This window comes from Hymenobacter sp. YC55 (genome assembly GCF_029433095.1).
In the GTDB taxonomy this organism is placed as follows: Bacteria; Bacteroidota; Bacteroidia; order Cytophagales; family Hymenobacteraceae; genus Hymenobacter.
In genome coordinates this window covers 125,512-139,718 of the sequence record NZ_JARNTX010000003.1, presented here as the reverse complement: position 1 = coordinate 139,718, position 14,207 = coordinate 125,512, and the positions used below count along the sequence as shown (strand labels likewise).

Here is a 14,207-nt window from a genome sequence, read left to right as displayed (position 1 = left end):
CCGAGAAGTCATACAAGGCTCACGGAGCCAGAACCTTCTCAATGCGGCTAAAATCATGCTTTGCGTTCAGTGTTGCCATATCCGCCTCACCGCCTACTATGTAAGCCACCGAACTATGCAGACTTCTAAGGTCAGATTTGGAAGGAGAAGGAAAAGGAGTTCTGTTAGTGGTATTCCCACTATGAGTTTGAGCATAACAGCCCAATGCCGTGCCCTCAATGTGGGTATAAGCGCTTAAATACGCGGAAGAACTACTGCTACTTCATGCAGTATTGGCACCGTTCCAGCTGGCTGACTGCTAGGCCGAGGTGTCCCCCGAACACGTTTTTGACCTCGATAGTCGACCTATAAGCTTCTTATTGATCCGGAATCCTACGTAAGAACTGCAGGTAGAGATAAGAGCAAGTCATTTCTTCCAATAAAACCTACAATTTATGTAGTTGAATGTGTTAACACAAGTAGCTGATATTCAATTTACAATAGGACATAACGGCCGCTATTATCAGATTAGAAGGTAGAGGAATGTCAAGATTGAAACGCCGTTTTCTTGCTAATGGTGATATTTTAAGTTTGTATACTTATATTTGAATCGTGTTGTTGGACTGTCGGGCTTCGTTTTCTGCTTCCATTCCTTCACACCTGTTCTCATGCCCTCTTTTTACCCGGCCGCCGCGACGCCGCGTGCCTACCGCGCCAAGCGAGCGGTGCTTTTCAGCGGGTTGCTCTGGTTGCTGCTCTCGCCCGTGCTCGCTTCGGCGCAAACCCGGATTATGCCCCTGGGCGATTCGCACACCCACGGCACCATCTACTACAACACCTACCGCCGCGCGCTCTGGCATAAGCTGCAAGCCGGGGGCTACAGCGTAGACTTTGTGGGCTCGGAGCACGAAAACTACGGGGGGCCGCCGCCCAACCCGGATTTCGACCCCGACCACCAAGGCCAGGCTGGCTGGCGAACCGAACAGATCCGGGACTACGCCCAGCAGTTTGCCCGCGACGCCCAGCCCGACATCGTGCTGCTGCACGCGGGCACCAACGACGTACTGCAGCGGCAAACCCCGGAGAGCACCCGCGACGAGTTAAGCGAGGTAATTGACCGGCTGCGGGCGGCCCGGCCGACCGTCAAGATCCTGCTCGCCCAGCTCATTCCCCTGGTTACGGCCCCGCCCACGCCCAACAACGACATCAACCTGCTCAACGCGCTGCTACCCGCCCTGGCCCAGCAGAAGAACTCGGCGCTCTCGCCCGTGGTGCTGGTGGACATGAATACGGGCTTTAATGCCGCTACCGACCTCTACGATAACATTCACCTCAACCAGGGCGGCGAGGAAAAGATGGCCGCGCGCTGGTACGCGGCCCTGCAAGCGCTGCTTGGGGCGCCGGGGGGGCAGACGCCACCCGTTGCCAACGCGGGCCCGGACCAGCAGCTGATTATGCCCGTGGGCCCCACCAACAATACCGTGCTCAATGGGTCCGGGACGGATGCTGACGGCACGGTGGTAGGCTACGCTTGGACCCAGGTTAGTGGCCCGGCCCCGGTGACCTTCTCCAGTCAGACGGTAGCGTCGCCGACGGTCAGCGGTTTTGTGGGGGGCACGTACGTCTTCAGCTTGGTGGTAACTGACAATGCTGGTCTGCGCAGTGCGCCCGATCAAGTTACCGTGACCATCAACGGCTCTTCAGCTCCTCGTTACCGGCTTAACGCGGGGGGCTTGGCCGTTACGGCCTCGAGCGGGACCTTCGCCGCCGACCAATACGCCGCGGGGGGCAATGCCGCCGACACCGCCAGCCCCATTGCGGGCACGACCGATGACGCCTTGTACCAGACCGAGCGCTGGGGGTCGATGAGCTACAACCTGCCGGTAGCCAATGGCACCTACACCGTTAAGCTGCACTTCGCCGAAATCTATTGGAGCGCGCCCGGCCAGCGCGTCTTCGACGTGACGGCCGAAGGCACCACGGTGCTCAGCGCTTACGATATTCTCATGAAGGTGGGCCCGAACACGGCCACCAGCGAGACCTTCGCCGTCACCGTCACCGATGGGCAGCTGACGCTGGCCTTTGCCCCCGGTCCCGCCGGCGCCGACGAGCCGAAGGTTTCGGCCATCGAGGTCTTCACGTTCAACTCCACCGGCAACCAGCCCCCCGTGGCCAATGCGGGCGCCGACCAGTCGTTTGCCCTGCCCACGAGCAGCACCCGCCTAACGGGTACGGGCACCGACCCGGATGGCAACGTGGCCAGCTACGCCTGGACGCAAGTCAGTGGCCCCAACACGGCCGTCTTCTCCAGCAAAACCGTAGCGCAGCCGACCCTGAGCGGGTTGGTCGCGGGCCCGTACGTGTTCAGCTTAGTGGTGACCGATAATGCCGGCGCGCCGAGCGTGGCCGATCAGGTGAGCGTACTTGTCAACGCGGCCCCGACGGGGGGGGGCTCCGCCGTCTACCGCCTCAACGCCGGTGGCCCCGCGCTTACTACCTCGGGCCTAGCCTTCGCGGCCGACCAGTACGTAAGCGGGGGCAATGAAGCCGACAGTTCCAACCCCATCGCGGGTACCGTGGACGACGTCTTGTACCAAACCGAGCGGTGGGGTTCGATGACGTATGCGCTGCCGGTGAGCAATGGCACGTACACCATTAAGCTCCACTTCGCCGAAGTCTACTTTAGTGACCCCGGCCAGCGCGTCTTCGACGTAACAGCCGAGGGGACCAAGGTGCTCAGTGCCTACGACATTGTGCGCAAAGCCGGACCCAACACCGCCGTTGTCGAAACCTTCACCGTCAACGTGGCCGACGGCCAACTCACCTTGGTCTTTGCCCCGGGTTCTGCTGGCGCAGACGAGCCCAAAGTGTCAGCCATCGAAGTGTTGGCGGCCAGCGCCACGGGCAACCAAACCCCGCTTGCCAACGCGGGGGCAGATCAGATCCTGACGCTGCCGACCAGTAGCACGACCTTGAACGGCTCGGGTACGGATGTCGATGGTACGATTGCCAGCTATGCCTGGACGCAAGTGAGCGGCCCCAATACGGCCGTTTTCACCAGCAAAACCGCAGCCATTCCCACCGTGAACAGCTTGGTGGCGGGTACCTACGTCTTCAGCTTAGTCGTGAAAGACAATACGGGCCTGGCGAGTGCCGCGGATCAAGTAAGCGTGCTGGTCAATGCCCCTTCTAGCGGGGGCGTAACGGCTCTTTACCGCCTCAACGCGGGCGGGCCCGCGCTTACTACCTCGGGCCTGGCCTTCGCGGCCGATCAGCCGTATGTCAGCGGCGGCTTCCCCTCCGGGGGTGGCGCGGCCATTGCCGGCACTTTGGACGACGTGCTGTACCAGACCGAGCGGTGGGGTTCGATGAGCTACAACCTACCCCTAAGCAATGGCACCTACACCGTCAAACTCCACTTCGCCGAAGTCTACTTTAGTGACCCCGGCCAGCGCGTCTTCGACGTAACAGCCGAGGGGACCAAGGTGCTCAGTGCCTACGACATTGTGCGCAAAGCCGGACCCAACACCGCCGTTGTCGAAACCTTCACCGTCAACGTGGCCGACGGCCAACTCACCCTGGTCTTTGCCCCGGGTACTAGTGGGGAAGATGAGCCCAAAGTAGCAGCGATTGAAGTACTGACTACCGGCGCCACCAGTAACCAGGCCCGCCTGCTAGCGGCTGTGGCCCCCGCGTTAGCTCCGGTCGAGCACGAACTGCAGCTCTCCCCCAATCCAACCCTAGACGGGCGCTTCCGCGTGTTGCTCGCGCCCGGGTATGCTGGCGAGCTCACTTACACGCTCCTCTCGGCGACCGGCGCGCAAGTAACAACCGGGAAACGGCAACTGCCTTCGCTTACGACCACTCTGGCCTTTGATTTGACGCGGGAGCTCCGCCAACCCGGCCTCTACTACCTCCTGCTGGAAGGCAAGGGACTGCGAGCCCGGGTGAAAGTGCAGCGAAACTAAGCGTGCGGGTCGGTTAAGCGGACGCGTTCGGAAACGAGCTGCCCACGTTACTCCTTGCCCAAAAACCACCTGCTTGTTGTTACGGACAGCGTCAGCGGATCAGAGTTTATCTGGTCAACTGACGCTGTCTGTTTTTTGGAGGCTGCTCCCTTAAGGTACCGACGCGCCCCCGTGACCCTGGCGCTTTCGGCAGGCCTCAGCGAAGCCAGGACCCGGGTAGCAGGACCCCGGGTAGCTTATGAGAAGCAACGGCCGAGTAGGCCGCCAAAGAAAACGACGTACCTTTAGGCCTTCTTATGGCCCAGCCTCTCAGCCACCTCCCCTTCTTTACGCCCCCGTGAGGGTAGTGCCCGCCTAGCGCAGGTAAGCGATTTTGCTCGTCTTGCTCGGTAGCCCCGGCCCTTTTCGAGGGGGCGGCACTCTGTCTGGCACCCTAATTCTTTGCCGCTAGCCGAAACGGCCCGCGCGGCTTTTCGTGGCCCTCCGGGCTACCGGCGCGTAGCTCGTCTCCTCGACAGAGAGACGCTGCTTGTCTTCCTTTTTCTTTCTTCTCAGCTGCTGCCGGCCAGTCGCGGGTGCCCATGCGTATGCGGGGGCTTGCCGGCGGCAGCCTTTTCTTTTGCTCGTCTCGGTGCGTCTTTATGCAACACATTCTCGCCTACTTCACGCAGTACCAAGTCAACTATAAAAACGAAGTTCTCTCCGGCCTGACGGTGGCCTTGGCCCTGGTGCCGGAAGCCGTGGCCTTTTCCTTGATTGCGAAGGTTTCCCCCCTAGTCGGTTTGTACGCCGCCTTTATGATGGGCTTGGTGACCTCCCTGCTGGGCGGGCGGCCCGGTATGATCTCGGGCGCCACCGGCGCCGTGGCCGTGGTGCTGGTGGCGCTAACGAAAAGCCACGGCGTGGAATACATCTTCGCCACCGTGATCCTGGCCGGGCTGCTGCAAATCGCCGCGGGCTTGTTGCAGCTAGGCAAGTTTATTCGCCTGGTGCCCCACTCGGTTATGTTTGGGTTTGTCAATGGGCTGGCCATCATCATTTTTCTCTCGCAGCTGGTGCAGTTTCAGACCCTAGACGCGGCGGGCATTAGCCACTGGCTGACGGGGACTGCCCTGTATACGATGCTTGGACTCGTGGGCCTTACCATGGCCATCATCGTGGGCTTGCCGCGCCTGACCAAGGCCGTGCCGGCTTCGCTGGCGGCCATCGTCGTGGTATCCGCGCTGGTCATCGGTTTGGGCATCGATACGAAAACGGTCGGGGACATTGCCGCCATCAAAGGCGGCTTCCCACCTTTTCATATCCCGGCCGTGCCGCTCACGCTCGTGACGCTCGGGGTTATCTTTCCCTACGCGGCCATCGTGGCCGGGGTGGGGCTGATCGAGAGCTTGCTCACCCTTAATTTGATTGACGAGATCACCGAAACTCGGGGCCAGACCAACCGCGAATGCGTGGCGCAGGGCACGGCCAATGTGCTCTCGGGCTTGTTTTTTGGCATGGGTGGCTGCGCCATGATTGGCCAGAGTTTGATCAACATTTCCTCGGGGGCCCGGGCCCGGCTCTCGGGCATCCTAGCGGCCCTCATGCTGCTGGTTTTTATTATGTTCGGGGCCCCGCTGATCGAGCGCGTGCCCATGGCCGCGCTCACCGGGCTGATGATGATGGTGGCCGTGGGCACGTTCGAGTGGGCCTCGCTCAAGACCTTCGGCAAGATGCCCGTGGCCGATCTGGTGGTGATGGTGCTGGTGACCGGCATCACGGTGTTGCTACATAATCTGGCGCTGGCCGTGCTCATCGGCGTGGTTGTCGCGGCCTTGGTGTTCGCCTGGGAGAATGCCAAGCGCATCCGGGCCCGCAAGTATGTCGACGCGGCGGGGGTGCGGCACTACGAAATCTTTGGGCCGCTCTTCTTCGGCTCGGTGCAGGCCTTCAGCGAGAAATTCGACGTAGTGGGGGACCCGGCGCAGGTGATTATCGACTTTCAGCACAGCCGGGTGGCGGACATGTCCGCCCTCGAAGCGCTCCACAAGCTCACCGAGCGCTACCACCGGGCGGGCAAAACCGTGCACCTGAGATACCTGAGCCCCGATTGCCGCCGGCTGCTGGGCAAGGCCCACGCCCTGATCGAGGTCAACGTCGTGGAAGATCCCCTCTACCAGGTAGCGGGCGCCAACCAGCGCTACTAACGGCCAGGCTCCGATGGTTCCCGTTCCCCAGATTCCCCGCTGGCAGCAGTATCTGCTGCTCGCGGGTACGTTGCTGGCCCTGCTGACGTGCGTGGGGCTGCGGTTCGCCGGCCTCGGGCCCGGCCGCAGCCTCGTGCCGTTGCTGTTGCCGGGGCTGCTCTGGTGGCCCCGCCCCACCGGTCCGTACCAGCGCTTGCAGTGGTGGCTGGCCGTCGCGTTGCTGTTTGCCTTGGTGGTCGGCTTGCTGGCCACTGCCTGGCCCTTGTCGGTCGGACCCTGGCTGGCGCCCGGCCGGTAGCCGTAAACGAGGCGAGGGATGAACAACCCGCAAAAGCCACGTGGGTAGGGTAGCGCCAGCCGATGTAGTTAACCTAGCTACCGGTCGTCGGAAAAGGGGGGATCAGCCTATAACCGAATTACCCTCTACTAAGAGGGAAGAAGGCGAGTCGCTGGCCGGCTTAGGCCGGTTCTTTTTCTTTTACTTGTTCCGTGGCTTGCTGGACTTGGTAGGCTTGGTGGGCCCGCAGATTGCGCGCCACTTCGTGGGCGTGGCGGCGGATCGAGAAACCTACGAAGGTCGCTAAGCCCAAAAGCAGGACGAGTAAAACGAGTAATGCAGTTTCCATTAGAAGCGGTGTGTGGTGGGCAGGGGCGAAAAAGCAACGCCCGCGGCCCTGAGGGGGTCTGGTACCGTGGGGGGGATGAAAGTAGTACTATTTTTTTAATCGTTTGTCTGTTTCGGTAAAAGAGCGTCTTATCCCTAGGCAGCGAACACCTCGCTGTTACGGCTTGGCTGGAACGCGACTTCGTCTTCTTCGCCGAGGGTCTGCACGGTGTGATTCAAAAGGTAACAGCCGTATTGCTCTTGGGCCCGGCGAAAGGGGTTGCCGAGGAAGTCCACGAAAAGAGCGCGACAATGTGGGCACCGAAACGGATTGTAGTAGCGGTAGGCGCCGCTCCCGTACGTAGGCACCGGGAGTTGCGCTTCTAGCTGCCGCAGGAACGCGGGCTGCGCGCGAAGTTGGCTAGGGGAGGGCAGCGGCACCAACCGACTAGTGGGCACGAAGAGCGTCTGGTGACTATCATCGGAATAGAAATACAGTCCCCGCGCCTGGCCAGCATGCAGGTGCTGCACACTAAAGCTCTGCTGGCAGTGGTCGCAGACGCAGACGCAGCGCAGTTTTGCGGGCGTAAGCTGGTCTCTGTAGTGCAGTCCGCGCTGCAAAAGGCCGGCCCCGGGCAGCCGTAAGCTTTCGTCCTGCGGGGCCCGAAGAAAGCAAGGCTGGAGCCGGATCGCCTCAAACCCGGGGTCTTGCCACGTGGGGTAGCGGTGCGGATCAGGAGACAGGATCCCCTCGATTTGCAGAATTCCCGCAGACGATAAGCGAATGCTGGCGTGCAGATACTGCCCGGTCAGGTCGGGATTAGTTGTTCGCGTCTCGAGCCGGTATTCCCGGCGCAGCACGGACCCTTCTAAAACGCGGATAAGGGGCTGGGGCTCGCGTAAAGCAAACACGTGCCGGTATTCACGGGCTTGCGGTAAAAAGCCTTTGACCAGGGAGATGGCCGTATTGTCGATCTGGATTTGTTGGAAAAACATAACGGGAGAGCGAATAAACGAGCGGTATAACAGGGCAAGGGTTACCCTTGGGCAGGATGCGTCAGCAGCCCTGCCCAAGGGGGTAGTTGAGCGCAGGGGCATTTTGCACGTGAGGCGAGGGTGCCCTGACGCGCAAGAAAGAGAGCGGCCTAAGCTAGTCGTGGGCCACGGGTTGGCGCTCGCGCAAAGACGGCACCGGCGCGGGGGCGATACCGATGAAAGGGCTAACTACCGCCCGGGGCCATTCGCTAACTGCCACCGCGGGAAGGGGCAGTACCGCCCGGCGCCACTTGAGCTGCAGGGCGGGCTTTTCGATCAGGTGCCACGACAAGGCACCCACGCCCCAGGCCAGCAGTACACTCAGCACCGCGAGCACGGGTTGGGAGGGGTGCAGCACGTGCACGAGCACCTGCTGCAGGGGCCAGCCCCAGATATAGACGCCGTAGCTGATGTCGCCGTAGCGGCGGATCCAGCTCAGGACCGGGTAGTTGCTCTCGCCCAAGGCAATCACGAACAGCGGAATCAGCACGAACCGGGCAGAAGTGTAGCCACCTCCGTAGAGCAATGTTAGCAGCAGTAGGCCCGTGACGATCACGGTGCGCTGGCGCCACTGCGCGTTGCGCACCCAGGCCGGAAACAGCGCCAGCAGGGCCCCGGCCGAGAAGAAGAGACCCAGGAAAATGATCTGGTCGGCGATGAGGCCTAATTTATAGGTGGGATAGTACACGTTCCCCGTCAGCTGCAGGGCCAGCAGCAGGCCGAAAGTTGCCAGCACCACGCCGCGCAACCACACCAGGTGGTGGCGCAGAAAAAAGAGCGGGGTAATCAGCAAGTAAAAGAACACTTCGTAGGGCACGGTCCACAGCGAGCCGTTAAGCACGTGGGGCACGGGGTTGTGGGCGAACACGCCGGGAATGCTCGTGTGCAGGCGCAGCACCAGGTTCAACCCGTACAGGGGCACGGCGTGATTTTGCCAGTACGAGCCGAGGCGGGAATCAAACAAGTAGTAGACCCCGAGCAGCGTGAGGCCCACCATCACCCACAGGGCGGGGAAAACGCGGATCATCCGCTTGAAGTAGTAGTCGGGCAAGGAAGGGCTGCGCAACAGGCTTTTGGTAATCAGATAGCCGGAAATGGCGAAAAAGCCCCACAAGCCTAGCTTCGAGAACTTTTCTTGCCCGTGCGAGAACAGCCACAACGAGTCGTGCTCCGGTACGCCGGCTAAGTAGTAGGAATGGCCCGTGATGACGAAGGTGGCGAAGAGCAGGCGTAAAAAGTCGAAATTATTGACGTGCGAGGGGGTAGAATCTTGGGCTAGCATAACAGGTGTGGAACAGAGGGGGTGGGAGAGCGGGGAACAGCGCGCAGTGGGCAATGCGGTCGGGCTGGTACGGCATAAGGCTACCCGATCAGGGCTATTAAAAGCCCGGTTCGTCCGGAAAGCAAGGGCATGACGCGTCGTTTCCTGCCGAAAGCGGAAGAACAACAAGCCGAGGGGACACGGCGTGCTCGGAAGGGCTGACCCGCGTAGGCGGGAAGCGCCTAGCGCATACCGATCAGGAGGAAGGAGTAGGGAGAGGCAGCCTGAGCCGGGAGGCAAGGCGCGCGCGCTCATCTACGGGGTGGTGCCGCAGGGACATAAGAGGAGAGCTCCGGTGCACGCAAAGTGGACCGGCCGAGAGTATCGGCTCGAGCAGAGGAAAGGCTTACGACCGTGCGGCTAAAATCACATTGGAGTAGAGGAGGGGGTAGTGTTCAACAAAGATGGAATTTTACTACTTCCAAGTCAAGTAATAATTAAACTATTTAATTGTAGTTGAATTATTCAATTAGTAAAACAGGTTAAAGCTAAAATAAGATAAACAAGTTTCTATAAAAAAAGGAAGTAGCTTGTTCATTAGTTGTTGATTACCATGCTGGAGTCTGTTGTTGAGGTAAACTCGTTTTCCCTGAAAAAACCAATTTCGGCATAAGGTTTTCAACAGTACCTCACTTGGGTACCTGCTTCGCCTCGCCTCGTCGCTTTTCAGTTAGAGGCCGGGGTGTATACTTACACTAGGACGGGGTCTGGCTTCAAACAGTTTGCAAGGCACGGGGAAGCAGGCCTGCCTGTCGCCAAGTAACCCAATCAACCGCAATAAGGGGGGTGGGCCAAATCACGCGCCAACCCCGGTAGTCCCTCGGCGCTGGTCTTTGCCAGGGTCGGTCCGGGAAAGCAGTTTGGAACAACGAGTGCCAGGGGAATAAAGACTGAAAAATCCACGGTTTCAACGAAGCCATAACCAGCAGGGAGATGAATATTTCTTGCAAGAGCCTGCGAGAGCTGACGAGCAGGCTCTTCTTTATTGCAATGGAAACCCCTTCAATACAACAATGGTGCACGGCGGGCTAAACGGCTCAGCGGGCACACGGGGCGCACAAACGCGTCTGCGGCAGCAGCAACAGGCGACGTAGCGGAATCGCTTGTTCGCAGCGGCTGCAGCGTACCTCCCCAAGCAAGGAGAACGTGCTCAGCAATTGCTGCAACTGCGGAAGCCGGTTAATGGCTTGGCGCAAAGCCGCCTCCTGTAGTTGTCGCTGATTGATGGCTTCGAGCCGCGAACGGCGATTGGTTTCCTTTTTAGGAGGCACAAAGACGCGTTTAGCTTGAAGCTGCGCAATCTGCGCTTCGGTAGCGGTAATCTCGGCCTGAAGTATGGGCACGATGTCCAGGGTTTGCTCGGTCAGCATACGAGGGTAAAAAGCAATATGAGCTACCAACAAATAGTCTTCCTCCCCTCTGAACTTAATCTAGGTGGTGCAGGACGAAGTTTAACAGGGAAGGGCAAGCAAGGAGGGGGGCCGGCGTACACGCGGTCACGGAAGTGCCGGTCGCGCCGCAGTTGCGGCAACCAGAGCAGGTAACTCTTCCTGTTTAGTGAACATGCAGCGGCCAACCAAACGGTCCGACCCAAGAACAGTAGCCTTGCAGCGAAGCCGCTTGCCAGAAAAGATAGTCCACTGAGTTGCCAGCCCCCTTGGATAAAGGGAATGCGTAGTTACCCCAAGACTGAAAATCTATCAGTCCGGGCAACCTCCCCAACCGTTAGGTCACGGGGGAGTAAAAAATAAAGTACGGCTGAGGCCCTGCATTATTACAAGCAAAAGTATAACATAATCACAATATTTTTAAATAAGCTCATTTCTTTTGCTACCCAACAAGAGGTCAGGTAAGGGAGCAATAAGTGCCAATAGCTTTTACGGGAGGTCAATAGCGAAGTATCGTCGCCCCTACTTGACAAAAAGGCTTACCTACTTACCTGCTTACCCTAGGGACAGGTGGATTGGACAGTTTAAAGACCTATTAGCGTGCTAAACCGAATTAGCTTTCGGCTCTACTTCGCATATATGCACTTGAATAGTTAAATCTATTATTAAATAAGTATTAAAATCTTGGATTAGTAAGCGCTGGCGTTCATCTTTGCTTGCCACTAGTTCCCTTCTACTCCAATGTGATTTTAGCCGCACGGTCGTAAGCCTTTCCTCTGCTCGAGCCGATTCCCTCGGCCGGTCCACCTTGCGTGCACCGGAGCTCTCCTCTTATGTCCCTGCGGCACCACCCCGTAGACGAGCTCGTGCGCCCCATTCTTTGCTCTCGGGCCACCCTCCCCTGTCCCCTTTCCCGCTTAGTGGTGTGCTAGGTGCCGGGATCGAGCGCTTGCCTGCATGCCGTGTCAACTCGGCAAGTTGCTCCTTCTTCCCTCGTTAATTCCCTCCTTACCTCCGGTAAGCTATCCTTGCGCGCTCGTGCTGGTTGCTACCGCTGCTCGGTTGCCTATCGGTTAGTCCCGCTTGTCAGGCAAGCGGAACTACTATGACTCTACTTTCAACTTATGCTCGCTCAACTCCGATCGGATACCCTGGTTGTGCCAACGCGCACCCCCTCTGCTGGTTATGCTTTAGCCACCGGTTTACTGCTCTTGGTAGGCATTGGCCTGAGGCTATTTCATTACTTCTACAATCGTTCGCTGTGGACCGATGAGATCTACCTCAATGCCGGCATCGTGGACCTGAGCTTTCAAGAACTGTTGCAGGGCAAGCCCCTGCCGTATCTGCAGAAAGCCCCCCTCGGCTACTTATTGAGCTCTCATCTGTTCGTCGTTCTCTTTGGCAACTCGGAACTGGCTTTACGCCTGTTTTCGCTGCTGACCGGTATTGCTTCCTTGTTCTTGTTGGTGCCCGTCACCCGCTACTTTTTACGGCCCTTCGGCGCGCTCGTGGCCCTGGCGCTGCTCGCCTTGGCCACTCCCCTCATCTACCACGCGGTCGAAGCCAAACCCTATGGCACGGATTTGATGGTGACCCTGCTGCTGCTCTGGCTCTACGGGCGCTACCGCTATGCTACGAGTTGGGCTGACTTGCTGCGCTGGGGCCTGGGCGGCAGCCTGGCCGTCTGGTTTTCGTACCCGAGCATCTTTGTCTTGGCTGGCATGGCCCTGGTGGTCGGTGGGGAGTACCTGCTCAAGCGGCAGGGGTCGGCCCTTCGGCGCGTGAGTTTGCCGTTTAGTATGTGGCTGGTAAGCTTTGCCCTGAGTTACTTTCTTTATGCCAAGCCGGGGTCGGAAGCGGGCTGGCTGGTGTTCTTCTTCTATAAGTATGATGGCTACGTGCCCCTGCAACCCGTGGCGGGCGCGGTATGGCTGCTCAAGAAAGCAGTGGTGTTTTTTCATACCCCCCTGGGCTTAACGTGGTGGGATGAGCTGGTGGAAAATGCCTATCTGCGGCGCTTTGTGCAGCGCATGACCCTCGTGCCGGTGCTGCTCGCGGGGGCGGGCATGCTTTATTTCTGGCGAGCCGATAAGCGGTATCTCGTTCTACTCGCTGGCAGCCTGCTGCTCGTCGTGGCGGCCTCGGCCCTGCACCGCTACCCGTTCTACGAACGCATGGTAGTTTTCCTGGCTCCCTTCGTCATCCTGCTACTGGCCGCCGGCAGTGAGTATCTGCGCCATAAATCAACCTTCCTCCGCTATGCCGGCTATGGGTTGACCGTGTTGCTGCTGGCTGGCGCCTTGAAGAATGCCGTAGCGCAGACGTTGTCTCCTTACCTGCTGAGCGGCTACAAAATGTCGTATTACCGCGACGCCCTGCAGTTCGTACGCCAGCACTACCGGGCCGGGGATGGCGTCTACGTGTACTGGAATGCGGCGGCCGGTTACACGTTCTATAAAGCAGCGGACGCGCTTCCTTTCTCGGCGGTAGTGGATCCGGACCGGCGCTACGAGCTTGACAATTACCCCGCCTACTTCGCCCGGGTGGATGCCGATCTCTACTCCGCGCCCAACCCAAAGCGCGTGTGGGTGATTTACAGTGGCGTGGACATGAACCAGGGCGATTACGGCGGGCAGCCCGCCTGGTACTATCAGGGCCACGATTTCCGCGAGGGCTACGGCGTCGAACAGCTCACCAAGCACCTGCAGCAGATCGGAACCGTGCGGCAGCGCTACGTACCCACCGATGGCAATCCGAACCCCGATGTACGGGTACTACTTTTAGAACTAAGATAACATGCCGGGCCATACTGCTTGCTCGGCCAAGAATTTTACCTGCCTCATTAGGTAACTAAGTTGATTATTCTGTGTCTCTGCTCCTCCTGTATCCTTAATTCCTAGGTTAATAACACTTTCACCGTTTGAAAAGGGCTAATAGACTATAAACGATGAGTCAGCTGGGCACCCCCTTGTAGTCTTATGGCAAAGGCAAACAAATCCGAGCTCGTCGTTTGATTTATGCGCCTTACAATAATGGCTTATAAACTTGTCTTTTAGTAAAGTTTACTTTACTTTAAAGTATACAAGCTTCACTGGTTATGAACACGGCACGCAAGGTGTTTCCTTATTCCCATAAGATGAAAATGGTGGGTATAGTTTGTATCCTTTGGGGCTTTTACGCCTTTTTTTCCAAGTATTGGCGTTATCAACTCTTCGATCTTAATCTGCTCACCGGACTAGGCTGTTGGGGGTTGACCTTTCTCTTTTTTTCCAAGGAAAAGATAGATGACGAACGCGTGCACCAACTTAAATTTAAGGCTCTTACCTGGGCCCTTCCGGTAGGGCTTGGCATTACCCACCTTATTAATTACTTGGTGTTAAGTTTGCCAGAACCTGATTCCAGCAAGTTAATTCAATCTCTTTCGGCTTATCAAGCGCTGGTCATCGTCCTGCTACTGGCGCTAGCGACCTTTCACTATCTCAAGCACCGAGAGTAGCGGGTAATGAAAAACCTGATTAAACTGGAACGCGCGCGCCATAACCTGACCCAAGCCGAGTTAGCCGATAGAGTCAACGTTTCCCGGCAAACCATTAATGCTATTGAGACCAGTAAATTTATCCCTTCTACCTTGCTGGCATTTAAAATTGCGCAGGTCTTGCAGGTAACGGTTGATGGAATTTTCCAATTAGAGGACTCGGATTGGTAGCAGGATAGCGGCGGAGCTGA

General features: G+C 58.3%; 10 protein-coding genes. 6 read left to right on the top strand and 4 right to left on the bottom strand.

What is annotated here, in order from left to right; translation table 11 throughout:
• Positions 1-647: 647 nt before the first annotated feature.
• From P1X16_RS20895 to P1X16_RS20885, 3 genes are all read left to right on the top strand, one after another.
• Positions 648-3,947, top strand: a complete 3,300-nt coding sequence (locus P1X16_RS20895; RefSeq protein ID WP_277233316.1) for a malectin domain-containing carbohydrate-binding protein — start codon at positions 648-650, stop codon at positions 3,945-3,947.
• A 641-nt stretch (positions 3,948-4,588) separates the two neighbouring features.
• Positions 4,589-6,133 (top strand): SulP family inorganic anion transporter, encoded by a 1,545-nt coding sequence (locus P1X16_RS20890; protein ID WP_277233314.1) that lies wholly within the window; start codon positions 4,589-4,591, stop codon positions 6,131-6,133.
• 133 nt (positions 6,134-6,266) lie between these two features.
• The gene (locus P1X16_RS20885; protein WP_277233311.1) at positions 6,267-6,431 is read left to right on the top strand and encodes a hypothetical protein; all 165 of its coding nucleotides are present in this window, start codon (positions 6,267-6,269) and stop codon (positions 6,429-6,431) included.
• A 160-nt stretch (positions 6,432-6,591) separates the two neighbouring features.
• Here the strand turns inward: P1X16_RS20885 and P1X16_RS20880 are convergent, their stop codons facing one another.
• The 4 genes from P1X16_RS20880 to P1X16_RS20865 all read right to left on the bottom strand — a co-directional run bounded on the left by P1X16_RS20880 (position 6,592) and on the right by P1X16_RS20865 (position 10,463).
• Positions 6,592-6,759 (bottom strand): hypothetical protein, encoded by a 168-nt coding sequence (locus tag P1X16_RS20880; RefSeq protein WP_277233308.1) that lies wholly within the window; start codon positions 6,757-6,759, stop codon positions 6,592-6,594.
• A 134-nt stretch (positions 6,760-6,893) separates the two neighbouring features.
• Positions 6,894-7,733: a hypothetical protein gene (locus P1X16_RS20875; RefSeq protein ID WP_277233305.1), complete on the bottom strand. Its 840-nt coding sequence runs from the start codon at positions 7,731-7,733 to the stop codon at positions 6,894-6,896.
• A 154-nt stretch (positions 7,734-7,887) separates the two neighbouring features.
• The gene (locus P1X16_RS20870; RefSeq protein WP_277233302.1) at positions 7,888-9,054 is read right to left on the bottom strand and encodes an acyltransferase; all 1,167 of its coding nucleotides are present in this window, start codon (positions 9,052-9,054) and stop codon (positions 7,888-7,890) included.
• 1,076 nt (positions 9,055-10,130) lie between these two features.
• A complete protein-coding gene (locus tag P1X16_RS20865; RefSeq protein WP_277233299.1) occupies positions 10,131-10,463 on the bottom strand; it encodes a TraR/DksA C4-type zinc finger protein in 333 nt (110 codons plus the stop codon).
• Between the two features lie 1,142 nt (positions 10,464-11,605).
• Between P1X16_RS20865 and P1X16_RS20860 the strand changes: the two genes are divergently transcribed.
• The 3 genes from P1X16_RS20860 (at position 11,606) to P1X16_RS20850 (ending at position 14,187) form a co-directional block, all read left to right on the top strand.
• Positions 11,606-13,276 (top strand): glycosyltransferase family 39 protein, encoded by a 1,671-nt coding sequence (locus tag P1X16_RS20860; RefSeq protein WP_277233296.1) that lies wholly within the window; start codon positions 11,606-11,608, stop codon positions 13,274-13,276.
• Positions 13,277-13,578: 302 nt separating this feature from the next.
• Positions 13,579-13,977: a hypothetical protein gene (locus P1X16_RS20855; RefSeq protein ID WP_277233294.1), complete on the top strand. Its 399-nt coding sequence runs from the start codon at positions 13,579-13,581 to the stop codon at positions 13,975-13,977.
• A 6-nt stretch (positions 13,978-13,983) separates the two neighbouring features.
• Positions 13,984-14,187: a helix-turn-helix transcriptional regulator gene (locus tag P1X16_RS20850; RefSeq protein WP_277233291.1), complete on the top strand. Its 204-nt coding sequence runs from the start codon at positions 13,984-13,986 to the stop codon at positions 14,185-14,187.
• The last annotated feature ends 20 nt before the right edge of the window (positions 14,188-14,207 follow it).

What these genes read in the sequence shown, in the direction of transcription:
- P1X16_RS20895 (WP_277233316.1), top strand. Translation starts at nt 648, where the DNA reads ATGCCCTCTTTTTACCCGGCCGCCGCGACGCCGCGTGCCTACCGCGCC.
- P1X16_RS20890 (WP_277233314.1), top strand. Translation starts at nt 4,589, where the DNA reads ATGCAACACATTCTCGCCTACTTCACGCAGTACCAAGTCAACTATAAA.
- P1X16_RS20880 (WP_277233308.1), bottom strand. Translation starts at nt 6,759, where the DNA reads ATGGAAACTGCATTACTCGTTTTACTCGTCCTGCTTTTGGGCTTAGCG.
- P1X16_RS20875 (WP_277233305.1), bottom strand. Translation starts at nt 7,733, where the DNA reads ATGTTTTTCCAACAAATCCAGATCGACAATACGGCCATCTCCCTGGTC.
- P1X16_RS20870 (WP_277233302.1), bottom strand. Translation starts at nt 9,054, where the DNA reads ATGCTAGCCCAAGATTCTACCCCCTCGCACGTCAATAATTTCGACTTT.
- P1X16_RS20865 (WP_277233299.1), bottom strand. Translation starts at nt 10,463, where the DNA reads ATGCTGACCGAGCAAACCCTGGACATCGTGCCCATACTTCAGGCCGAG.
- P1X16_RS20860 (WP_277233296.1), top strand. Translation starts at nt 11,606, where the DNA reads ATGCTCGCTCAACTCCGATCGGATACCCTGGTTGTGCCAACGCGCACC.
- P1X16_RS20855 (WP_277233294.1), top strand. Translation starts at nt 13,579, where the DNA reads ATGAACACGGCACGCAAGGTGTTTCCTTATTCCCATAAGATGAAAATG.
- P1X16_RS20850 (WP_277233291.1), top strand. Translation starts at nt 13,984, where the DNA reads ATGAAAAACCTGATTAAACTGGAACGCGCGCGCCATAACCTGACCCAA.